Below are 23756 nucleotides of genomic sequence, written 5' to 3'. Positions count from 1 at the left end.
CTCCTATTTATTTAGAATATTAATGTATTTTTCTCCGTACATTTCCTTGACGGTCTCAAGACCTAATATCATACTTTTAATAAGTAGTTCGGCTTCTGGTGCATATTCCCCTGTCTTACGACGTGGAAATTCTACATCAATAACGCCTTCTTTTTGATTAATACAGATTTCTTTAAAAGGCTCATCTGTATAAGATTCTATAGCATTTAATGTGTTTATGGTAAGCATGCTAATTGCAGCACAAACAACATCTTCACCATGTTCAGCAAAACTAGCATGTCCGTCTACTCTAAAGCGATAAACATGTTCGTCTTTCTGATAAAATGTAACCTCCGTCATAACAATTAAGCTTCAATAGCTTTGATTGTCACTTTTGTGAAAGGTTGACGATGACCACGTTTTTTGTGGTAAGATTTTTTAGCTTTGTATTTGTAAACGATGATTTTTTTACCTTTACCTTCAGCTACTACTTCAGCTTTAACTGTTGCATTAGCAACAACTGGAGTACCTACAGTTAAAGAATCCTCTTTACCTACTGCTAAAACTTTGTCAAAAACAACTTCTTCACCAGCTGCAACATTTAATTTTTCAACGATAATGCTGTCTCCAACTTTAACGTTGTATTGTTTGCCACCTGTTTCAATAATTGCGTACATGTGTACACCTCCTTATTCCGAAAACTCGCCGAATACGGTACTGCCAAGACAGTTTAGACCTCTTCGTGCGGCTTAAAACACTTAAGTATTCTATCATAGGGCATCTATCCTGTCAACGCTTATCTTTGATAAAATTGACATAAAAACATTTTTTTTGAACTTGCAGTGCTTCTTTCTATTTGAAGTTGTAAATTATAAGCATTTTCTAATTGTTCAATACAATTATTTTTAAGAAGAAATTGATAAAAAATCGGAGCTACTTCCACAAAAACAGCTGTATGCTCTGTTTTTTCACTGATGTCCTTAATGGTCTTCTCTAGCTCCATCATATAGTAGGATAAGCTATTTTCACTATAGGGGGCTTCACATTGTATACAACTTGTAAAAAGTTGTTGTGGAAGTCCAATATACTTTTTAGTTCGAGAAAATTGTAATAAACCTAAATCTGTGAGAGGATAGACCTTTGTTCTTCTATCTCCCCACTTATTGAGTAATTCTTTGGCGTATTCATAGATGTACTGTTTATCTTCCTGACTAGGCATTTCAACTAAATCAATCACAATTATTCCAGATAAATTACGTCTAAGCATTTGCAATATACTTTCTTTAACAGCCAAAAGATTAAGATCTAAAACAGCCTTTTGAGGATTCTTAGTTAAAATGGCCTTAGCGCTATTCACATCAATAACTGTCATAGCTTCTGTATAATCTATTACTAAATTACCACCATTCTTAAGCCATATCTTCCTATTTAAGAGTTGTGTTCGCTTTTTTTCAATATCATAAACCTGAAAAAGTCCTTCTATCTCATTACATAACTTGAATGAAATGTGCTCCTCATCATCTTCTTCTCCTATATCAGCTTGAATAGCCGATAATACACTTTGTTGATTACAGATAATTTCTACTTTCTCCGCACCTTCTAGCTCTTCTCTAACAATCTGCATGAATAAAGGAGGATCTTCATAGAGCTGGGATCCCTTTGATAGATAATCTTTAGCTTTCATAAAAGCATCTGCTTTTTCTATCAGTTCAAGTGCATCTTTTTCTAAAAGTGATTCGCTAGCATTCTTAGCTGTAGTTCTCACAACAAAACCATACTTGCCATTAGACAAGCACTGTAACTTTTGTTTAAGTACTTCTCTAATTTCTTGTTCTTTTATTTTTTTAGAAATGTTTATACCCGTTTCAAAAGGTAAACAAACTAAAAATCTCCCCATCAAATTAACTTTCCCAGTTAATTTATAGCCCTTTTCCCCACTATTTTGCTTAACAACTTGTACAGGTAATCTACTACCAGGCGAAAGTTTATTTTGATAGCATTCGGGTACTTGTTTTATATGAAGTAAACCATTTTTTTCTTCTCCAAAATTTACAAAAACAGCTTTTAAATTTTTAACAACTTGTTCTACTTGTCCTACAACAATGCGATTTTGTTTATCACTCTTTATACAAGTCTCTAAATAAAAAGAAATAAATTCACTTTCTTGAAGAATAGCAATCTGTGTTGATAAAACATTTTTTTCAATTAAAATTTGTTTTCTCATTCAACTCTACCAAATGTATCAATTGCCTGATAGCCTTGGTGCCCTTCTGTATACATTTCCTTCCTTGTCACCTGAATCTCATAGTCTGTTGTATATTCTTCAATTAAGGCTTTTACTAAAAGTTCAGGATTTAAGTTTTGGCTACTCCCTGCTAATACCTGACTTTGAATATGAATACCATCTTCACACGCTACAATATTACAACTCAAAATAAGGGGTTTAATATCAATTGGTTTAATACCCTTCTTCCCTTTTTTCATAACTGTTAATTCATCTGAGCGACTTAATCGTTCTTTTAATAGCTCGGCTGATAAACTATCATTTTCTTTTAAAACAAGTCTAATGTCATAATCAGCAGCAGCTACTAAACTCATAAGTGAATCTCCCTTATCTTCTACTTGCCATGATTCTAGGATACAAATACCACCTACAAGTACTTTATTTAAACGATTCATAACGCTTTCAGGTGCTATATCTTCTGCTGTAATAATCTCCATATATTCTCCTGTACTACTTACACCCACGCCTAAAGGCAAGGCAAAATAAACAAGAGAATGAGGACTAAAACCTTGTGAATAAGCAACAGGAATGCCGGCTACCTTAATAGCCCTTTGGAAAAGGCGCATTGTGTCTAAGTGTCCTACATACTTTACTGGTCCTTGTTTTGTAAATTTCAATCTAATTTTCATGACATAATCCCTTTCCAAATCTACTTGCACCACATCCTGTACATTTTTCTCGGCAGTTTGGCGTAGTGGCTGCTGCCTTTGCTCTTTCATTCTCGCGTATTAAAAATTGTTTTGTAACGCCAATATCAATATGATCCCATGGTAAAATTTCTTCATAACTACGTTCACGGTGCGCATAAAACTCAAAATCAACCCCTGTTTCCTTAGCAGCTTCTAACCAAGCCTCTGGTTTGAAGTGCTCTGACCAACTATCAAAAGTACACCCTTTTCGATAGGCTTTATAAATAAGTTCAGCTACTTTTTGGTCACCTCGAGCAATCACCGCTTCTAAAACACTGGTTTTAGCATCATGGTGATTATACCTAATTTGTTTTCTTTTAATGGCACCTTTTAAAAGTTTAATTTTGTGTTTGAAGCTTTCTTCACTGTCTTGTGATGCCCATTGGAAAGGTGTAAACGGCTTTGGCACAAAACAAGAAGTACTTACAACTAACTGTAAGCCTGGTGCACGTTTTTCTTTATCAACTCCAAAATAGGTCATAGCAATCTTTTCTGCTAGTTCAGCAATTCCTAGAACGTCGCTTTCTTCTTCATTTGGTAAACCTAACATAAAGTATAATTTAACACGATTCCATCCACCCTCAAAAGCCAATTTACAACCACTTAATATTTCTTCTTCTGTTATATTTTTATTAATCACATCTCTTTGTTTTTGTGTACCTGCCTCGGGTGCAAAGGTCAAACTACTTTTTCGTACTTCCTGAACTTTTTGCATTAAATCTACTGAAAAAGCATCTACACGTAAAGATGGAAGAGAAATATTAACACACTCACTAGTGCAAAGTTCCATGAGTTCATTTGTAAAAGCTTCTAAATCTTCATAATCACTAGTACTTAAAGATGCTAATGATAATTCATCATAACCTGTGCTTGCTAATAAATTCTTAGCATGCTTTAACAGTGTTTCTTTGTTCTTTTGCCTTACAGGTCTATAAATCATTCCTGCTTGGCAAAAACGACACCCTCTGATGCATCCTCTAAACATTTCCAAGGTTGCCCTATCATGCACTGCACGGATCCAAGGTACCACCTGAGCTTTTGGGTAAAATGCTTCATTCATATCTGTCACAACTACTTTACGAATGGTATCTGGTGCATCTGGATGTAAGATTACACGCTCTTTAATAGTTCCATCTTCATGATAAAGCACTTCATAAAAGCGAGGTATATACATACCTGGTACTTTTAAAAGTTGAACTAAAAAGCTTTCTTTGTCACCGCCATTTTTCTTCCAAACTTTATAAAGATCAAAAATCTCATCATAACTTACCTCACCTTCTCCGATATAAAAAATATCAATAAAAGGTGCTAAAGGTTCTGGATTATAAGCACAGGGGCCACCTGCAATAATAAGAGGGTCCTCCTCAGTTCTATCCTTACTATAAATAGGGATATGAGCTAGCTCTAGCATATTAAGAATGTTTGTATAACTCATTTCATACTGTAAAGTAAAAGCTACAAAGTCAAACGCTTTAAGAGCTGTATGCGTCTCCAGACTGAATAATGGCAACTTTTCTTCGCGCATAATTTGCTCCATATCTGTCCATGGTGCAAAAACACGTTCACAATAAACATCTTCCCTTCTATTAAAGAAGTGGTATAAAATTTGCATTCCTAAGTGGCTCATACCTACTTCATATACATCAGGAAAACAAAATGCTACCCTTGTTAATTCCGGTGTTATTTCCTTTTTACTACTATTCAGCTCACCACCAATATAACGTGCGGGCTTATCTACTTTATTTAAAATCGAATCTGGTACTACTACTTTTGTCATTTTATCCTCCAGTATTTGTCACTCATTTCTTCTAGTTCATATATAAACTGTTTTACATCTTCTATTTCAACTGTTTGTGTTAACTCCTTCTTGATTTGTTCCTCAAACATAGTATTAGGCTCCATATACTTTAAAAATAATACCGCAATAATCATTATTATACAAATAGATGTTTGAATAAAAAAGCCATTTCCTCGAGTAGTTATACTGTTGGACTCAGTAGCTTCCTTCTTGTTATCTTCGGTAATATTTTTATTAACCTCTTCAATACTCATCTTTGATTTTTCTTCTCTTACTTGGTGCATATTAAGTCACCCCATATCTTTTTATACTATATATATGGACAATAGAAATGACTTATGCACCTGGCATTAAAATACCCACAAAATAAAAAAGACTTTAAAAAAGTCTTTTATCTCATTACCTCACGCCAGCTTAGATCACCTCTCTCTAATGCTTTTACAAGCAATTCTGCAGTGGCTAAATTTGTGGCAATAGGTATATTATGAATATCACAGAGTCTTTCGATACTGCCTAAATCAGGTTCATGAGGTTTCTGTGAAACAGGGTCTCTTAAAAAAATCACCATATCGATTTGATTATGAGCAATTTGTGCTCCTAATTGTTGTGCACCACCTAAATGACCTGCTAAATACTTATAGATATTCAAATTGGTGGCTTCCTCTACGAGTCTACCTGTAGTACCTGTTGCATACAAAGTATGTTTTGTTAAAATATGTCTATAAGCAATAGCAAAGTTTTCCATTAATTTCTTTTTTGCATCATGTGCAATTAATGCAACGTTCATATAATCACCCTCTCTAAAACATCTTTTCTTCCCTGCGCATTGCAACATTAAGGACCAATCCTAATCCCATCATATTAGCCCATAGAGAACTTCCTCCATAACTAATAAACGGAATAGGGATACCTGTATTAGGTAATAAATCTGTTACAACTCCCATATTGACAAAGCCTTGCATTGCAATCATTCCCATATAACCTACCACAATAAACCGACCTAAATCATCTGGTGCACCTCTAGCAATCCAAATGCCACGTAATATAAAAGCAAGTAAAAGAACTACTACACTTACTGCCCCTATAAAGCCGAATTCTTCTCCAATAACTGCCATAATAAAGTCGTTGTGAGACTCTGGTAAATAATTAAGTTGACTGATAGAACCCTGGTATAATCCCTTGCCTTGTAAACCACCTGAACCTATAGCTTGTACGGCTCGTTGTGTTTGATATTTATCAGCTGAAGCATCTCCACCATTTACTAAGCTCATAATACGATTACGTTGATAATCTTGAATAAGCTTTTGATCAGGATTTTTAACAATATATACAAAAGCTATTACAACTACTAATAAGCTGACAACTGTTGCAGTAATAATATACTTAAAATCTATTTTTGACATAAATAATTGTATCACTAAAATCACAACAATGACAATACTAGTTGATAAATTAGGTTGTTTATTAACTAAAATAAATGGAATAAATTCAAATGCACCTATTATTAAGATTGGCCATAACTGATTAATACGGTTGTTATATTTATTAATGATTGTAGCGCCACATAAAATCATTCCTATCTTAGCAAACTCAGAAGGTTGAATTCTGATAGGACCAATTTCAAGCCATCTAGTAGCACCATTTACGTTTTTTCCCAAAAAGAAAACTGATGCTAATAAAATGATAATGCCAACATATATAATTAAATACCAATTAGCTAATAAGTGATAATCTATACTCATAACAATCAACATCAGTACTAATCCTGCAATAAAGAATGTTATTTGATTTTTCACATTAGAAGTGTCTCCAGAATATGCTGTGGCACTATTAATAGCTACAACACCTACTCCAAATAATATAAGCATTAATAAAATAAGCCATAAATCAATTCGTTTAATAAGTTCCTTAATGTGCATTTTTTAATATTAAGTCCTTTCAATTCAATAATTACTTAACTTTCTTTAAGTTCTTGATTGGAATATTGGCTGATAGCACAGGTGCTTTCTTTCCGCCTGCTTCATATTCCATATTAGAAATTTCAATATTTAGTTCTTCTGTATCTATATCTACATATTTGCAGATAACAGCAAGTATATCTGCTCTCATCATCTCAAGTAACTCTGTTGAGCAATTCATACGATCATGAATTAATACCAATTTAAGACGATCTTTAGCTACATTACTAGATTTATTCTTCTTTCCGAATAAAGTATTAAAATCTAACATCCCCATGCTTGTCCCCCCTTAGTTAGTTTCCAAATCCAAATACTTTTTTAATGCGTCCCATCAAATTATTGTTGACATTCAAATCCAAGAATGGAACATCTTCACCCTGTACACGAGCTGCAATATTTTTAAATGCTTTACCAGCTAAAGAGTTACCGTCTGCTGAAGCAGGTTCACCCTTATTAGTAGTGATAACAATATTCTCATCATCTGGAACAACACCTATTAGATCAATGGCTAAGATTTCAACAACATCTTCCATCGCCATCATGTCACCACGTTTCACCATATTCATTCTTACACGATTGATAATAAGTTGCATATTAGATACACCATGTGATTCTAATAATCCAATAATACGGTCTGCATCTCTTACAGCAGAAACTTCAGGTGTTGTAACAATAAGTGCACGATCTGCTCCTGCCACTGCATTTTTAAAGCCTTGCTCAATACCAGCCGGGCAATCCAAAATAACATAATCAAATTCTTCTTTTAAAGAATCACAAAGTTTTTTCATTTGTTCTGGACTTACTGCATCTTTATCTCTAGTTTGAGCTGCTGGTAGTAAAAAAAGACCTTCAAAACGCTTATCTTTAATTAATGCTTGTTTAAGCCTACATCTTCCTTCAACAACATCTACTAAATCATAGACTATTCTATTTTCGAGTCCCATAACAACATCTAAATTTCTAAGTCCTATATCTGCATCCACTAAAACTACTTGTTTTCCTTGTAATGCTAATGCTGTTCCAACATTTGCCGACGTCGTTGTTTTACCAACGCCACCTTTGCCTGACGTAATTACTATGACTTCACTCATCATTTTGCCCCCTATTATTATTTTACCTTAGCATATGATTTAAACTTTTTGCATCTAGAACATCTACGTATATCTGCTCTTCATTTAAATAAGCAATCTGTAGATCTTTACCATCCTTAGATCCAAAAGATTCACCTCGCGGTGCTTGTGCAATAATATTGCCTATACCAATTTGTATGGGATCCATAACCTCACTAATAATAAATGGATGTGGGTAACTATTATCTAATCCTGCATGGACCTTTCCTTTAAGACTTCCTAAAATAATCACATTTCCTCCAGCAGTAATAAGTCCTCCTGGATTGACATCGCCTAATACAATTACATTCCCTTTATAATCAATATGATTTCCAGAACGTACAATGCCATAATGAAAATGTGTTAAAGATCCTTGCTTACTTTCCAGCTGATCCTTTATCCAAATCCAGTCCTTATCATAATGAGTTTCTTCTCCTTCAAACTGATGGACAAACGAAATATTTAAGATATTTTGATGTGCCAGTAGGTCCATTAATTCTTCCTGCTGTTCTTTACTTAAAGAACGTCCTTTAAAACGTATACTAATTTTAGAACCCTTAAAAAATTGCTTAGATTCTTCTAATTTTTGTTTGAAATGGCTTATCACCTGTTCAAAGTCAGCTTGATTATCTAAGAGTACAGTAATACCATCAACTGTTCCTTTGAAAACGACAAGATTTCCCTCTCCCATATTTCCCCCTCTATTCTATATTAAAATAATGACTTATATTTTTTGCTTAAAATAACAAGATATTAAGTCTTTTGCAACCTCTTGACCATAGCTTCCTAAACGGTCTGTATCATACAGCGTAACCACAACAGCCATCTCAGGATTATCCGTAGGTGCAAAACCAACAAACCAACTGTGTGCATGATTGCCTTCTTCTGCTGTTCCTGTCTTAGCAGCTATACTTATACCTAAGTCTTTAAGCATTCCATAAGCTGTACCATTTGGTTCAGAAGTAACAGCTGACATGCCTTCATGAATGGCTAAGATAGTTTCTTCTTTTAAGTCTAAAAGTGTCTTTTTGGTATCTAGCTGAGTATAATACGTTGCCTTGGTATAATCATACATACCTTTAACAAGTGTTAGGTCACACATATACTTACCATTAGCTATAGCCGCAATATATCTTGCAATTTGCACTGGAGAAAAAGTATTATCTCCTTGACCTATAGCGCTACGTACGGTAATGCCATCACTCCACTTTAATTCTACACCATCTAGTAAGTCATTGACAATTATATTTATCATATTTTGTCTTATTTTTAATAGAATATCTTCAAAATTATTGTTTTTTAATGTTTTTATCCTTTGTAATTGTATTTTAACAACGTTAGCTTCTTCCTTCTTATCTGAGTTCCTAATAAGCTGGCGATATAACTGTGTATAAGTCGTTTCATAAGCATCTAGTATTTCATCATTATTCATTGCATCTTGTACATCGTCTAAATGAGCATCTAGTATTTCTCCAACCCATGTTTGTATGTCAGCTACCATACTCTGTTTAATTGTTGTTTCTATCTTCTTAGTATCCGCACCAATTAGTGCTTTCTCAATCCACTGCTCTATAAATAGTGATGCATTCTCTTTTAACCTCAAATCTATTGTCTTGTAGATTTCTATAAGAAGTTCCTCATAAATAGGTGTTAGCTCTTTTTGAACCATAGGCTCGATTGCCAATGCTAATCGTTGCTTGTAATATTTTGCTTGTTCAGTGTCCATAGGAAAATCTATTGGCAATTCATTTAAAATACCTTGGCGCATTATTTCTTTTACACTTTGAATACGTTTTATCCTATTCTCAGCTATTTCGCCTTGATAAGTATTTAAAGCTGTTTTAAGTTGTCTATTTAAAAAAGCAGATGGATTAGAAATACAAGGCTCACTTTCTTCTAGCTCAATTCCTGTTACATGGTCTAGCCCTAGCTTCTTACCATAATAGGAAAAAATATTAGCTGCATCAAACGGTTTTTTACTTAAATTTTCTAGCCGCATAGCTACTTCATAAAAATAATAATTACACGATACAGCCAATGCCTTTTTTAAATTGACTTTTCCATGAGTGGTTCCGTTTGTATTGGCTACCCAACATTTTGGATACGGAACACCTGCTTTTTTATAAATACCTTCATCTAAAATCTCATCCTCTGGTGTTATTACACCTTCCTCTAATCCAGCAATAGCTGTTAGCATCTTAAAAGTTGACCCCGGTGCTTTTAATGTCTGCATACTTCTATTCCATAAAAGACTGCGAGAATCACTATTAACAATGGGCCAGTACTCACTAAAGGAACTTACCATCTGATTATTATCATAAGTTGGATAACTTACTTGGCTCAATACCTCCCCCGTTTTAACATTAACAATAACAGCAGCACCACTCGAGGGGGTAACATCTACTTGAGATGGTTTTAAGCTACCTGATTTAAACAAAGTTATTATATAATCTTCTGTAGTACCCTCTAAATCACTTTTTAATAAGCTCATTTGCTTTAGACTTAAAGAGATTACTTTTTGTTCATTTAAAGCTAACAGTATTTCCTTTTCTTTAACTAACGTCCCATTACTGAATCCTTCTAATAATAAATCTTTAAGACTAATAGTAGAGGCTATAACCGGATCAAGTGCATTATACGCTACCATGAGACGTTGATAAATATCAAATTGCATAGTTCCTTCTGAAGCTTGCTGCATTAAAGCAATTTGAAGTGTATTACATCTAATAATTGAACACAACACTTCCTTACTAGTGAGTGGATTAGATTTTTGTGATAAGCGTTCTATGATGGCTTCACTTAATCTTTTCTCTATGCTTTTGTATGTTGCTAATTGAAGATCTGCATCTATAGTAAGATATATACTGGCACCAGTACTAGCTTCCTTTGTATTTAAAGTAACTGCCCTTTGACCCTTTTGATTAACTGCAATAACTTCCTCTCCTGATTCACCGTGCAAACTAGCTTCATGACTTTTTTCAAGTCCCATCTGGCCTACATCTTCCCATAAATGATAGCCTTTTGAAATATAATTTTTAGATTGCACGCTGGTTATTTTTCCCGTATACCCTAAAATACTACTTAAAGCTTCACCATAAGGATAAGTCCGCCTTGCTTCAACTTCTACAGTAATCCCCGGAAATACTTTGCTTTGCTCTTGAAGATATAAGGTAGTTTGAGAAGACACTTCATCTGACAATTTAACACGTTCATATTGTTTATACGAATAAGCATATAATTCATACTCTATCCCTATAAGCTTTCTAACTTCTTCCATAGTGTACGTATCAGCTATTTTAAATCGCTTTTTTAAATAATTCAGAAGTTCCTCCGCTGTATAAGTTTCTAGTTCTTCACGCTGCAAGTCTGTGTCATAAGGCACGCCATATAAAAAATTCCTAACTTGACTCTTACCAGATGTATAAAGAAAAGGTGATTGTTTAGAGATAGGTACTTCATCTATTAGACTATCTCCATTTTCTTCAACTACTTTTTCTAATTGAATAAAAAGCTTATGTTTCTCTTCTATAGAGGTTTGTTTTTCTAGATTGTAATAAATAACGTAAACCGGTTTATTAGTAGCTACTTCTTTTCCATTACGATCATAAATCGTTCCACGTATTCCTGGAATATGAATGGTTCTCTGTATACTATTATTAAGTGCATCAACATAATAATGGTGTTTTATTATTTGTAATTCATAGAACTCAAAAACCACTATTCCAAATGCTAATGTGACACCTATACTTAATAAAAATAGGCGATTTTTTAAAAAAAGGAGAAGCTTGTTTAAGATTTTACTCAACGTTGCTCCTCCTTTCATTAAGATATATGCTTTTAAAAAATATTTCTCGTTTTTCGTTCGCTAATTTCAATTTTTTCATTAATTAAATAAGCTATCTGATAAACAATAAGTGATATGGTGATTGTATAAATAAGTTCGGGTATAACAATCGCTTTAAAGAAATAAACAAAGCTTAGCTTTCCTCTTAGCATGAGGGAAAATATATTGGTGCAACTATAAAATAAACTACTAAACATTGTACAAATAAACGGTATAATAAAATTTTCTCTATAGAAATTTTTATTAAATTTTCCACATACATAACCAATAGCCGCATAGCTTATTATGGTGGGTCCAATGGTTAATCCAAATGATATATCATTTAACAATCCTGCTACTACCCCTACCAAAGCACCTTCTTTACTTCCTCTTAATAGTGCAAATGATACAATGATCATAATCATGAAGTTAGGAGCTATATTGCCAATTCTTAGGTTCTGAAAGAGGGTAGCACTTAAGGTATGCACAACCACTAATAAACTTCCTATTACTGCAACTCTCATATTAACTCCTTCTTTAATCATTATTAATGACTAAAACTTGTTCTAGATGTTTAAAGTCTACAACAGGCCTTACATAAGCATAATGAACTAAGTCATTATTACCTGCTATGACTTCTTCTACTGTGCCAATTAAAATCCCGGGTGGGTAAATTGAACTTAAATGAGAAGTAATAATTTGATCACCCTTAACAACTTCTGATTCACTATTAATTTCTAAAACGCATAATCCTTCATTGGCTAATTCAATATCACCTTTGATAATACCCACATCCCCTGTACGTACCACCTTAGCACTTACTGCACTTCTACTATCAATAATAGAAATAACTTTTGAAACCGTATCTGTTGCTTCATCTACGTGTCCAACTAAACCACCATTAGCTAGTATAACGCTATTATTACCTACACCTTTTCTTGTTCCCTTATCAATGGTAAAAATCTTATACCAATTGCCAATTTCTTTACCAATAACATTAGCTCCAATACCTTCATAGGCCTCATAACGTTTTTTCATTTCCAAAAGTGTTCTCAAATTATCATTTTCTTCTTGATATTGATTCAATATCGTATTTTCATAACGAAGTCTACTTACTTCATCTTCTAAGTCTTCATTACTCTTTAATAATTCATCTACATTTTGAAAATGCGCCACAATATTTTTCGTTTTATCCGAAACAAAATGAATACTTTTTTCAAAAGGATACAGTATATAATTAACGCCTGTACTAAGAACGGGTATATCGAATTGCTTACCAATCACAATGGCTATGATTAAAAGGCCACCGCCAATAAGTCCCATTTTCTTTACCTTTTTATTAAGTTTCAAGGCATTCTCTCCCTATACTATTTATCATCAGCAAAAATTGCAGACCACTTCTCAATATTTTCTAACGCATAACCTGTTCCTTTAGCAACACAATCTAGTGGATCCTCTGCTATTTTAACTGGCATCCCTGTTTCTAAGCTAATAAGTGTATCAAGCCCTGTTAAAAGCGCACCACCACCTGTTAGCATAATACCACTTTCCATAATATCCGCTGCAAGTTCTGGTGGTGTTTTTTCAAGTGTTAATTTAATGGCATCAATAATAGAATTAACAGGCTCTTTGATAGCTTCTGTTACTTCTGTTGATGTAATTGTAAGCACTTTAGGAAGACCTGTTACAAGGTCACGTCCTCTAATCTCCATTGTTTCATCTTGACCTGTTGGGTAAGCTGCGCCAATACTAATTTTAATTTGCTCAGCAGTTCTTTCACCAATCATTAAGTTGTATTCTCTTTTAATATAAGAAACAATGTATTCATCAAATTCATCACCTGCAATACGAAGTGATTTGCTTGCTACAATACCACCTAATGAAATAACAGCTACGTCTGTTGTTCCTCCACCAATATCTACAACCATATTACCTGTTGGTTCTTCTACACGAAGATGTGCACCGATTGCTGCAGCCATCGGCTCTTCCATAATTAATGCTTTTTTAGCACCTGCTTTTTCTGTAGCTTCTTCAACAGCACGCTTTTCAACAGATGTCACACCTGATGGCACACATACAATAACACGTGGTTTTGAAGCAAATAAAGATTGTTTGTATGCTTTACCAATAAAATAACGTAGCATAGCTGAAGTAGTTGCAAAGTCTGCAATAACACCATCTTTAAGCGGTCTAATAGCTACAATGTTACCTGGTGTTCTACCAATCATTTGTTTAGCTTCATCACCAACTGCTAATACTTCATTCGTTTTTTCTTTGATTGCTACTACTGATGGTTCATTAACTACAATTCCTTTTCCTTTAACAAAAACAAGTGTATTGGCTGTACCTAAGTCAATACCCATATCTTTTCCAAACATATAAAATCCTCCTAATTCAATCTATATAATGTGTTGTTTGCAAAATCTCATATTTAACATCATACCTTTTTTTCATCCAATTATCAACATCTAGAGATAACTTTCTTCTTTAAAACTCTTATAAATACCATCTCCAATAATAATATGGTCTAAAAGTGGAATGCCTACTAGATCACCTACCTTTTGAAGACGTTTAGTCATCTGTAAATCTTCTTCACTAGGAGTAGGATCTCCACTAGGATGGAAATGTGTAAGTTCATTTAGTTAATGTTTAACATTCCCATATTCTAATCTTCTATAAGTGTGATTATAAATATTATTTTATTTGTTCCCTAAGTTCCTCTTCTATTAGATATTCTTCAAGCTTTCCATATCTAGATGCCTGTGTCATTGATAGTCCAAAACATTCTACCAGTAACTGTGGTCCATATCGTGAACTAAATACTGTATAGCAAGTTATTCTTAACACCTTGGGATTATACCCTGTTAAAGACCTTACTGCATTAGTTATATATCTCTTACTTACTGGTTTATCTTGATAGGACATATATTTTCCTGTGATTAAATAGTTTTTAGTTCTGATTTTCTTATTTAAGTTTTTTTCCTCGATATAGGCCTTCAATGTGACTAATTCATCTGATGCTAAAAATACCGGACTTCTTTCTCTAATATTAATTAATCTGTTATCTATATCAACATCTTGAATCTTTATGTTGCGTATTTGTAATGATGATAGCCCATGATAAAAGCATAGACTACTTATTAAACATGCTAGAGGATTCTCATAAATATTTGTTCTTAAGATTAGGGCAATTTTTTTCTGTTCCTCGATTCCCAAAGGCTCTATAGATGATGGAAATTCTCTAGCTGGTAGATCTGCTATCGGTATATGGAATATTAACTTTTTACTTTTAGCAAATCGAAGTAGTGCATACATATCTTTCCTCACTACTTCTCTATGTCTAATAGTAAGGGTTAGAAAATATTCATTATATTGATACTCCTCAATTAGATCCCATGATGTGTTCATTGGATAATTTAATTGTATCCAATTTATAAACTTTCGAAACACCTCTAAATCTGTGATGATTGTTTTTAAAGATAAAGGTTTTTTAGCATTATTAGTAATATGTCTATTTCGAAGTTCAATACGATTATTTACATATATTTCTAGTAATCTTCTAAAACCCTTTGGAACTGTATTTAGGCTATCTTGAATTCTTTCAATAGTCATTCGTTCTTGTCTGTTTTCTAGTATTTTATTAGTTTCTAAGAAGTAACAAAAACCCTTGTATGACCTTTTTGAACCCTTTACCCTATGAAATGCTTCTTCAATCCATTCTTCATTGATATCATTAATTTTAAATAGTTCCTTATCTGCTATTATCAAAATGTCCCTAACTTTCCTAATGTGTCTTAAACACATAGCATTACTCATACCTATCTCTTGTAAGTACTCATAGTACTTTACAAATAAATTGCTTACCCACTTCTTAATGAAAATTTTATCCATCTCACTGGTAGAAGTTATTTTTATTGCTGCACTTTTGCACCTACATGATTCACATTCCTTACGTCCATTATTAAGCTCATAACTTTTTAATTCTTTGCTGCAGCTTTTACAATATTTGTCTTCTGCCATTTAAGATACCCCCTTTCATATGGGTGGAAGTTTAGAACCATTACTAACTTGTGCCATTTGAATTTCTGCCTTAGTTTTTAATTTATTTATATAAGAAGGCTTGTGTTTCCATAAATCTCCTGGACTACATTCTAATGCTGTACACAAGGCATCCATTGTCTCTGCCTTTACTACTCTAGGTTCATTATTAAGTAATGCACTAATTGATGGGGGACTAATTGAGTAACCGGCCTTTTCTTCTAATAATCTTCCCAATTCTGCGCCCGACCAAATATTTTTCTCAGCCATTACATGCCTTAATCTCCACTCTAATGCCATCTTTTAATCCTCCCCTTGTTCATTTAAAAGTTCCCTTCTCCATTTATCTTGTGCCAAACGTATACGTTTTTCAAGATACTCTGATCCTGGATTTGCATATGTCAATGTTGTGCTTACATCTGCATGTCCTAATAATGTTTTTAATGTTAATAGATCTACTCCTGATTCTGTCAGTTTTGTAGCAAAAGCATGTCTTAATTGATGTGGGCTAAATATCTCATCATCTCTAAAACCTAACGACTCTTGCCTACGTCTTAAACCACTTCTGCAGGTATCTCTATTAATTCTTTCTCCCCCTTCTGCTAAAAACAATGGACCTTTTATATCATCTGTAAATAGCGGCCTAACAGTAGTAAGGTACCACTCTAATAAGACATCTAACTCGTTAAGCATAGGAACCCACCTGGCCTTATGTCCAGTTCCTTTTGAACCCTTGCCAAACCTTACATGAATCTTCCCTCTTTCTCCTAAGTCAAATCTACAATCTTGTACATCAAGCTTTACAGCCTCATATATTCTCAAGCCTGCTAACTCTAGTACTCTAAATATGATATAATCACGTGCAACTGTCTTATATTTTCTAGCATGTTGCATTTCTTTTTTTAATCCATCCCAAAATCTATTAAGAACTTCGGGCTCTGGTGGAATAACATTACCTTCATAGTCATCCACTCTATGTGTATGCCTATTAAATTTATCTAAAACTATCGGTACCTGAACTTTATACTTCTCCCATAGTTCAATACTATGTCTTGCTTTTAAATAATCCAAGCATGTAATAATATTTGATTGATATTTTCTTCTAGTAGAATAAGCTAAGCCTCTTCCTACTAAGCTTAAATAAAACTTATCAAAATCCTCCGGTGTAACCTCCCAAATAAACTTATTAGCTATATCTAAGAACTCATTAATATTCCTTTGATTTAACGCTATTGTTTCATTTGTATACCCCAAAACTCTTTGTTGTTGTTCCCACATGCCAAATACTTTAGTTTGAAATTCACAAGATTCTTCATATGTCGGATATGCAAAAGTAATATCATCAACTTTAACTATTGATAAAAAGTTCTTGTTCATCATCTAGCAACCACCTTTATTAGTCATTACCTAATTTTATTAGGCAATACCTAATATATCATAAGGTTTTATTATTGTAAACCTTCCCATTCTCCGTTGATTGTGAACAGCAATAATACTATGTGCTGACTTCTGAATAGCTATACGATAAACTTCTCTTGGGTGAACAATGGAAGCTGTTAAACTGCCTTTTGATACCGTTTCATAACCTATCATTTTACACTTGGCATCCAGTAAAGTAATAATAAAACGTTCTTCACGACTATGTCTAAGTTCTTCCATAAAATAACATGAGAGGATAGCTGGTGAAGTAATCTTCTCACCTGATTGATATTTCTCTTTTGTTATTCTTTTACTTAATTCTAATAATGTTAGGATTTGTATGGCTTTTACTGGACCAATTCCATTAATACTCATAAGTTCGTTATAGGATATATGATAAAGACCAATTAAAGAAGGAGTCTTTATATGTTCTGGTTTTTCTTTTTCCCCATACGTTAATAGATGCCATGCTAGTTCCTCTGCATTATATGTCTTAGTTCCAGAACGTAATAAAATAGCAAGAAGTTCTGCATTAGACAAATAATCAGGTCCATATTTGCCAAATTTCTCATAAGGCCTTTCTTCTATCGGTTGATCTTGAATTCTCATCGTATACCCCCTTTACCTTCAAATTATTGCCGTCATTTTCACACTTCATACACCCAAATAAAAAAAAGGCCATATGGCCCTAATTTTCTAATAATCTCTTATAAATTTGATGAATTGGGAGTCCTACTACATTATAATAATCCCCCTCTATGCTTTCTATAAAAATTGCCCCCTTACCCTGAATACCATATGCACCGGCCTTATCTAAAGGTTCTCCTGTCGCAACATAATGATCTATTTCCTGCTTACTTAATATTTTCATTTGAACATAAGTTGTTTCACAAAAAGTACTGACTTCATTTTTCTTAATAAGAGCTACACCTGTAATCACACGATGTCTTTGCCCAGATAACAATTGTAGCATTTTTCTAGCCTCTTCTTCATTCTTAGGCTTTCCTAATATATGACTTTGCAAACATACCATTGTATCAGCACCAATAATCCATTCAGCGCTATATTCCTTTGCTACTGCTTCTGCTTTTAGCCTAGCTAAATATTTGACGTTCTCTTCTGGAGAAAGTTGCGGATTAATGATTTCTTCCACTTCTCTAGTATGAATTTCAAATGGATAGTCTAATAATTGAATCAATTCTCTTCTACGCGGAGAACTTGAAGCTAGTATTATTTTCTTCATATCGGTCTTCCTTTATTTTATTTTTTTATATACAAACACGCCCGCAAGCATGCCCAGAATAGCTGTTAATGTAATCTTAAACTTAACCTGTAAAGAAAACCATATCACACCCAAGTCAACTTGTACAGGCTGATCAAGGCCAAAAGAACCTGTATAATTCATCCATTTTAAGAAACTTACACGATCACATAAATTGCCAACAAAATAACCTACAGTTAATCCTGATAGCATGCAAAGTAACAAAATCCAAAATTGCTCTGTTTTTTGATTTGCCATATATAACTCCCCCTTTGTATTACGACTCTATTTATATGGAATAAGATTATAAAACAACTCAATTTTTCAAAATGTAGCATAACCATTAAGATTATGCTACATTTTCATTACTCCATTATTCAATTATACTACCACGCTACTACTTGATGCTGATATAGCATTGTTTTCTTGCTTTAATACTTGTTTCGAAAGATTAGAGATAGCTTTTGTTGGGCATTTAGCTTCACATTTACCACAACTTACACATTTAGTCATTTCTATAACTGCATGATTATCTACAAGTGTAATAGCACCTTCCTCACATTGCTTAACACATATACCACACCCTATACAACCCACTTCGCATGCAGCTTTAACCTCTTTTCCTTTATCTTTTGAGATACAGTTTACATGATAGGTTGTACTCATAGGAAGGATCTCAATAATATGTCTAGGGCAAGCATTCTTACAAGCACCACATCCTACACACTTTTCCGGATGAATAATAGGAAGGCCTTCCTCCATAGTAATAGCGCCAAATGTACATGCTTTTTGACAACTTCCATATCCTAAACAACCATAGGCACATACTTTAGGACCTCCACCTATTAAATGAGCATCCATACAATTAGCTATACCTTGATAATTATATTTTAATTGGGCATGAACATGATTTCCTTTACAACTAACAACAGCTATTTGCTTTTCTGAAGCACTGGCTGCTATTCCCATTATTTTTGCAATGGCTTCAATTTGAGCTTCATTACATACTGGACAGGCATTAATATTACTTTCTCCTGTTACAATTGATTTCGCCATAGCTTCACAACCAGCTAACCCACAGCCACCACAGTTAGCACCCGGTAAGAACTCTTTAACCGCTTCTACTCGCTCATCTATAGGAACGGCAAACTTTTTAGCTGCAATACCTAGTCCTATTCCAAATAAAAGTCCCATTCCACCTATAGCTATGACAGGAGAAAAGATTGCTGATAAATCCATCTAAATCCCTCCTTATTTGATCATATTTTGAAAACCAGAAAAAGCAATAGCCATAAATCCTGCAATCATTAATGCTAATGGCAAGCCCTTAAATCCACTAAGTACATCATTATCTTCAATACGTTCTCTAATGCCTGACATAAGTAGCATAGTAATAGTAAACCCTATCGCCGCACCTAAGCCATTAACTACTGATTGAATAAGTGAATAATTCTGTTGCATATTGAGTACAGCTACACCTAGTACAGCACAGTTAGTTGTAATAAGTGGTAAGTAGACACCTAATGCACTATGAAGTGATGGACTTACTTTTTGAATAACCATCTCAACAAATTGAACTAAAGAAGCAATTACCAAAATAAATGCAAGTGTGTATAAATACTCTAGTTCTAATGGTACTAAAATATAACGATACACTAAATAAGAGAACATAGAGGCAAGTCCCATAACAAAAGTTACTGCTGCTCCCATACCAAGTGACGTCTCTACTTTTTTAGAAACACCTAGGAAGGCACATATTCCTAGGAATTTAACAAGTACAAAGTTATTGACTAATGCTGCGCCAATAAAAAGTAATAATAATTCCATTTATTTCCCCTCCTATTGTTTTTTAGCTTTAATCGTGTTCAATATGGCCATCAAAATACCTAGTGTAAAGAAAGCACCTGGCGCTAGAATCATAATGGTAGCTGGTGTATAAAAACTAGGTGTTACCGGATACCCCATAAAAGCACCCGCTCCTAATATTTCCCTAATGCAACCAATAACTGTTAAAGAAACTGTAAAGCCTAGTCCCATCCCTATTCCATCAAAAACAGCTGCAATAGGCGAATTTTTAGAAGCATAAGCTTCTGCTCTTCCTAAGATAATGCAGTTAACAACAATAAGTGGGATGAATAAACCTAAAGCACTATATAAACTAGGTATATAGGCTTTTAATAAAAATTCTATAACAGTTACAAAACTAGCAATAATAACAATAAATGCTGGTATTCTAATTTTAGAAGGTATTACTTTTCTTAAAAGACTAATAACAAAATTTGAACAAATGAGTACTGCTGTAGTAGATAATCCCATACCAATAGAGTTGGTTACACTTGTTGTTACCGCAAGTGTGGGACACATGCCTAATACTTGAACAAAGGTGGGATTATCTTTTATTAAACCTGCTTTTAGTCGTTCACTTATTATACTCATTGCACGCTCCCCCATTCATTTTGGTGTTCTGCCACAAAGGCTATTGCTGCATTAACACCGTCTGTAATAGCCGCCGATGTAATTGTAGCTCCTGTTATGGCCTGTATCTCATCTTCTTTTGGGCTTGTTTTGGTTACTTTGATAGTTCCTTGCTTTCCGATATATTGATCAATAAAACTTGGTTTTTCTGCGTTAGCACCAAAACCTGGTGTTTCTGAATGACTTAGTATCTTAACACCTTTCACTGCCTTATTTTGATCAAGTCCTATTAACACGCTAATAGCACCACCATAGCCTTTTGGCTCTACGTTCAAAATATAACCAACTACGTTATGAGAAGCTTTAGCTACAAATACCTTTTTAATAAGTGTATCTGAAATAGCATCTATCTGAGTAAAAGTATCTGCTTCACTTAAAAGTTGCTTCATAGAATCTTGCTCTATCTTAAGGTTATTAGCTTCAATAATAGGACGTGTTATCTGATTAACTGTCCCTAATAATCCTACACAAATTCCCGTTATGAGAAAGAGGATTGCACCTAATTTTAATGCTTCTTTCATGCTTTAACCCCTCCTCCAAAACGACGTTTTCTTACATACATATCAATAAGTGGTACTGTTAAATTCATAAATAAAATACTATAACTTACACCTTCTGGATAACCACCATATAATCTGATGAGTGTCGTAATAATACCAGCTCCTATAGCAAATATCACCTGACCTTTAGGGGTCATTGGTGTAGTCGTGTAATCTGTAGCCATAAAGAAAGCTCCTAAAATAATACCACCTAAGAATAGTGAGTAAAATGTTTGATAAAGAAGCTCTAATGAAAATCCTTGACTAAATCCACTAAAAATAAAGGTGAGTCCAAAAATAGTCCCTATGTAACAAGCAGGAATATGCCATGAAATTACTTTTCTAATAATAAGATAAGCTGCACCTATTAATAAAGCCAGTGCACTGGCTTCGCCAATACAACCGCCTATATTACCTATCAAAGCATCCGTGAAACTTGGTAATCCCTCTACCACTCCATTTTTAATAAGTTCTAAAGGTGTAGCTCCTGTCACAACATCAACTCCTAAACCTAGTGAACCTTGTGTTGGTACTGGAAAGCTTCTCATATGACTTGCATAAGCCGATAGTAAAAATGCTCTGGCTGCTAAAGCCGGATTAATGAAATTTTGACCAATCCCTCCAAAAACTTGTTTAGCTAAAATAATAGCCGCAAATGCGCCTACTATAATAACAAAAAGAGGAACATTTGCAGGTAAATTAAATGCTAATAATAAGCCTGTTACAACTGCACTTAAATCTCCAACTGTACTCGGACGGTTAAAAATCTTCTCCCAAATCCACTCAAACCCTATACAACTCACAACACTTACTAATGTAACTAAAAGTGCTCTTAAACCGTAAAAATAAGTACCCGCTAGAAGGGCCGGTGTCAAGGCAATGATTACATCTCTCATAATAGTATGGGTAGTGTGAGAAGCTCTTACATGAGGCGAGGAAGAAACTACCAACATTTTATCCATTTCTCATTCTCCTTTTCTATTTTTTCGCACGTATAACTGCTTTAGCAGTACGTATACTTTGCACAATATCCCTCTTAGCAGGACAGGTATAGGAACAGCATCCGCATTCTATACAATCCATACCATAATAATCCATAAACTTATCATAATGTTCATGAAGTGCATGTCTATGAAGAGTATTAGGAATCAAATGCATCGGACATACTGTTACACATTTACCACAATGCATACAATGAGTCGTAGGAACAGATGTTACTTCTTCATCTGTAAAACATAAAATGGCAGACGTCCCTTTCATCACAGGAATATTAACATCTGAAATAGCAATCCCCATCATAGGACCTCCGGCAATAATCTTTACCGTTCGTTCCATATCCCACTCAGCATACTCTAAAACTTCCTTAAATGAAGTACCTACTTTCACTTCAACATTACAAGGTTTCTTTACGCCACTACCAGATACAGTTACAATACGTCTCATAACAGGTTGACCTTTTGTAACAGCGCGGCAAACAGCAACCATTGAATCAATATTCTGCACAATACAACCAATATCTATAGGTAGTTTGCCACTTGGTACCTCTCTCTTTGTAATCGCATAAATTAAATGTTTTTCTGAACCTTGAGGGTATTTAGTATCTAAAGTCACAACTTCCAAGCGTTCTGTATTTTTAGCAAGCATTTTCATCTGCTTGATAGCATCCATCTTATTATTTTCGATGCCAATAATAGCTTTAGCTTCTTTATATACTTCTAACAAAATTTTAATACCTTCTATGACTTCTTCACCATTTTCTAGCATGACCCTGTGATCTGAGGTCAAATAAGGTTCGCATTCTGCACCATTAATAATAATGTATTCTACTGTTTTATCTGGTGGGGTAGATAATTTGACATGAGTAGGAAAAGTAGCCCCCCCCATTCCAACCAAACCAGCTTCCTTAACTAAACCTATAAGTTCTTCTTTAGTTAAGTTTTTATAATCGCTTTTAGCAGAAGTCGCCATTCCAGGTGTTTCTTCATACAAATTATCGTTTTCAATCACTATACTATTTTCCTTATTACCTCTAAAGGTTAAACGATTTTCTATACTTTTTACTGTACCTGATACAGAACTATGTATGGCAGCAGAAATAAAGCCACTGGCTTCACCAATCTTTTGCCCTACTAAGACACGGTCACCCTTTTTTACAATAGGTGTGCACGGTGTGCCAATATGTTGTGACATTGGAAATACAAGTTCACTTCCCGGTAGCATCACTTCAATCTTCTTATCACAGGTGATTTCCTTATGATAATTGGGATGAATACCTTTTTTGAAGGTTAATCCTTTCATACTGCGCCCCCTTTAATTATCTTAAATAGTTAAATCCAATCATAAGAATTATAGCATATTATCAAAGAATTTATCATTTATTTTTA

General features: G+C 34.1%; 27 protein-coding genes and 1 pseudogene. All 28 read right to left on the bottom strand.

Annotated elements, in window-relative coordinates; translation table 11 throughout:
* Nucleotides 1-3: 3 nt before the first annotated feature.
* The 28 genes and pseudogenes from EKH84_RS12725 to rsxC all read right to left on the bottom strand — a co-directional run bounded on the left by EKH84_RS12725 (nt 4) and on the right by rsxC (nt 23670).
* Nucleotides 4-339 carry a ribosomal-processing cysteine protease Prp gene (locus tag EKH84_RS12725; RefSeq protein ID WP_013657116.1) on the bottom strand — a complete coding sequence of 112 codons (336 nt, stop codon included), beginning with the start codon at nt 337-339 and terminating at the stop codon, nt 4-6.
* Nucleotides 340-344: 5 nt separating this feature from the next.
* Nucleotides 345-656 (bottom strand): 50S ribosomal protein L21, encoded by a 312-nt coding sequence (gene rplU / locus EKH84_RS12720; RefSeq protein WP_013657115.1) that lies wholly within the window; start codon nt 654-656, stop codon nt 345-347.
* Nucleotides 657-775: 119 nt separating this feature from the next.
* Complete coding sequence (locus EKH84_RS12715) at nt 776-2203, bottom strand: ribonuclease E/G (protein ID WP_127066592.1); 1428 nt, start codon at nt 2201-2203, stop codon at nt 776-778.
* Nucleotides 2200-2892 (bottom strand): TIGR03936 family radical SAM-associated protein, encoded by a 693-nt coding sequence (locus EKH84_RS12710; RefSeq protein WP_190283320.1) that lies wholly within the window; start codon nt 2890-2892, stop codon nt 2200-2202. The genes EKH84_RS12715 and EKH84_RS12710 overlap by 4 nt, the downstream gene beginning before the upstream one ends.
* Nucleotides 2882-4729, bottom strand: coding sequence for a TIGR03960 family B12-binding radical SAM protein (locus EKH84_RS12705; RefSeq protein ID WP_127066590.1), 1848 nt, complete (start codon nt 4727-4729; stop codon nt 2882-2884). Before EKH84_RS12705 ends, EKH84_RS12710 begins: the two co-directional genes overlap by 11 nt.
* Nucleotides 4726-5034, bottom strand: coding sequence for a hypothetical protein (locus tag EKH84_RS12700; RefSeq protein ID WP_013657111.1), 309 nt, complete (start codon nt 5032-5034; stop codon nt 4726-4728). The genes EKH84_RS12705 and EKH84_RS12700 overlap by 4 nt, the downstream gene beginning before the upstream one ends.
* Before the next feature lie 107 nt (nt 5035-5141).
* Nucleotides 5142-5537 carry a methylglyoxal synthase gene (gene mgsA / locus EKH84_RS12695; protein WP_013657110.1) on the bottom strand — a complete coding sequence of 132 codons (396 nt, stop codon included), beginning with the start codon at nt 5535-5537 and terminating at the stop codon, nt 5142-5144.
* A 13-nt stretch (nt 5538-5550) separates the two neighbouring features.
* Complete coding sequence (gene rodA, locus EKH84_RS12690; protein ID WP_127066589.1) at nt 5551-6669, bottom strand: rod shape-determining protein RodA; 1119 nt, start codon at nt 6667-6669, stop codon at nt 5551-5553.
* A gap of 31 nt (nt 6670-6700) precedes the next feature.
* The gene (gene minE, locus EKH84_RS12685) at nt 6701-6985 is read right to left on the bottom strand and encodes a cell division topological specificity factor MinE (RefSeq protein WP_013657108.1); all 285 of its coding nucleotides are present in this window, start codon (nt 6983-6985) and stop codon (nt 6701-6703) included.
* A 16-nt stretch (nt 6986-7001) separates the two neighbouring features.
* Nucleotides 7002-7799, bottom strand: coding sequence for a septum site-determining protein MinD (minD, locus tag EKH84_RS12680; RefSeq protein ID WP_013657107.1), 798 nt, complete (start codon nt 7797-7799; stop codon nt 7002-7004).
* Between the two features lie 22 nt (nt 7800-7821).
* Nucleotides 7822-8508, bottom strand: coding sequence for a septum site-determining protein MinC (locus EKH84_RS12675; protein ID WP_127066588.1), 687 nt, complete (start codon nt 8506-8508; stop codon nt 7822-7824).
* Nucleotides 8509-8541: 33 nt separating this feature from the next.
* Nucleotides 8542-11622 carry a penicillin-binding transpeptidase domain-containing protein gene (locus EKH84_RS12670; RefSeq protein ID WP_190283319.1) on the bottom strand — a complete coding sequence of 1027 codons (3081 nt, stop codon included), beginning with the start codon at nt 11620-11622 and terminating at the stop codon, nt 8542-8544.
* A gap of 32 nt (nt 11623-11654) precedes the next feature.
* Nucleotides 11655-12164: a rod shape-determining protein MreD gene (mreD, locus tag EKH84_RS12665; RefSeq protein ID WP_013657104.1), complete on the bottom strand. Its 510-nt coding sequence runs from the start codon at nt 12162-12164 to the stop codon at nt 11655-11657.
* A gap of 13 nt (nt 12165-12177) precedes the next feature.
* On the bottom strand, nt 12178-12990 hold the full coding sequence (mreC, locus tag EKH84_RS12660; protein WP_013657103.1) for a rod shape-determining protein MreC: 813 nt from the start codon (nt 12988-12990) through the stop codon (nt 12178-12180).
* 17 nt (nt 12991-13007) lie between these two features.
* On the bottom strand, nt 13008-14018 hold the full coding sequence (locus EKH84_RS12655) for a rod shape-determining protein (RefSeq protein WP_013657102.1): 1011 nt from the start codon (nt 14016-14018) through the stop codon (nt 13008-13010).
* A gap of 90 nt (nt 14019-14108) precedes the next feature.
* Nucleotides 14109-14261, bottom strand: a pseudogene (locus tag EKH84_RS12650) (JAB domain-containing protein); the annotation flags it as partial.
* Between the two features lie 73 nt (nt 14262-14334).
* Nucleotides 14335-15660, bottom strand: coding sequence for a site-specific integrase (locus EKH84_RS12645; protein ID WP_127066586.1), 1326 nt, complete (start codon nt 15658-15660; stop codon nt 14335-14337).
* A 15-nt stretch (nt 15661-15675) separates the two neighbouring features.
* A complete protein-coding gene (locus EKH84_RS12640; RefSeq protein WP_127066585.1) occupies nt 15676-15978 on the bottom strand; it encodes a helix-turn-helix domain-containing protein in 303 nt (100 codons plus the stop codon).
* Nucleotides 15979-15981: 3 nt separating this feature from the next.
* Complete coding sequence (locus EKH84_RS12635) at nt 15982-17058, bottom strand: tyrosine-type recombinase/integrase (protein ID WP_207669737.1); 1077 nt, start codon at nt 17056-17058, stop codon at nt 15982-15984.
* A 36-nt stretch (nt 17059-17094) separates the two neighbouring features.
* Nucleotides 17095-17706 (bottom strand): RadC family protein, encoded by a 612-nt coding sequence (gene radC, locus EKH84_RS12630; RefSeq protein WP_127066584.1) that lies wholly within the window; start codon nt 17704-17706, stop codon nt 17095-17097.
* Nucleotides 17707-17785: 79 nt separating this feature from the next.
* A complete protein-coding gene (locus EKH84_RS12625; RefSeq protein ID WP_013657100.1) occupies nt 17786-18340 on the bottom strand; it encodes a Maf family protein in 555 nt (184 codons plus the stop codon).
* 12 nt (nt 18341-18352) lie between these two features.
* The gene (locus tag EKH84_RS12620; protein ID WP_013657099.1) at nt 18353-18616 is read right to left on the bottom strand and encodes a DUF4321 domain-containing protein; all 264 of its coding nucleotides are present in this window, start codon (nt 18614-18616) and stop codon (nt 18353-18355) included.
* 123 nt (nt 18617-18739) lie between these two features.
* Nucleotides 18740-19597, bottom strand: coding sequence for an RnfABCDGE type electron transport complex subunit B (locus tag EKH84_RS12615; protein ID WP_127066583.1), 858 nt, complete (start codon nt 19595-19597; stop codon nt 18740-18742).
* A gap of 12 nt (nt 19598-19609) precedes the next feature.
* The gene (gene rsxA, locus EKH84_RS12610) at nt 19610-20185 is read right to left on the bottom strand and encodes an electron transport complex subunit RsxA (protein WP_013657097.1); all 576 of its coding nucleotides are present in this window, start codon (nt 20183-20185) and stop codon (nt 19610-19612) included.
* Between the two features lie 12 nt (nt 20186-20197).
* A complete protein-coding gene (rsxE, locus tag EKH84_RS12605) occupies nt 20198-20794 on the bottom strand; it encodes an electron transport complex subunit RsxE (protein WP_127066582.1) in 597 nt (198 codons plus the stop codon).
* On the bottom strand, nt 20791-21354 hold the full coding sequence (locus EKH84_RS12600; RefSeq protein ID WP_013657095.1) for an RnfABCDGE type electron transport complex subunit G: 564 nt from the start codon (nt 21352-21354) through the stop codon (nt 20791-20793). Before EKH84_RS12600 ends, rsxE begins: the two co-directional genes overlap by 4 nt.
* A complete protein-coding gene (locus EKH84_RS12595; protein WP_127066581.1) occupies nt 21351-22334 on the bottom strand; it encodes an RnfABCDGE type electron transport complex subunit D in 984 nt (327 codons plus the stop codon). The genes EKH84_RS12600 and EKH84_RS12595 overlap by 4 nt, the downstream gene beginning before the upstream one ends.
* 16 nt (nt 22335-22350) lie before the next feature.
* Complete coding sequence (rsxC, locus tag EKH84_RS12590) at nt 22351-23670, bottom strand: electron transport complex subunit RsxC (protein WP_127066580.1); 1320 nt, start codon at nt 23668-23670, stop codon at nt 22351-22353.
* Between the last annotated feature and the right edge of the window lie 86 nt (nt 23671-23756).

It is taken from the genome of Cellulosilyticum sp. WCF-2 (assembly GCF_003990395.1).
In the GTDB taxonomy this organism is placed as follows: domain Bacteria; phylum Bacillota; class Clostridia; order Lachnospirales; family Cellulosilyticaceae; genus Cellulosilyticum; species Cellulosilyticum lentocellum.
The sequence above is the reverse complement of the archived record's forward strand: the minus strand, read 5'-3'. Positions and strand labels throughout refer to the sequence as shown.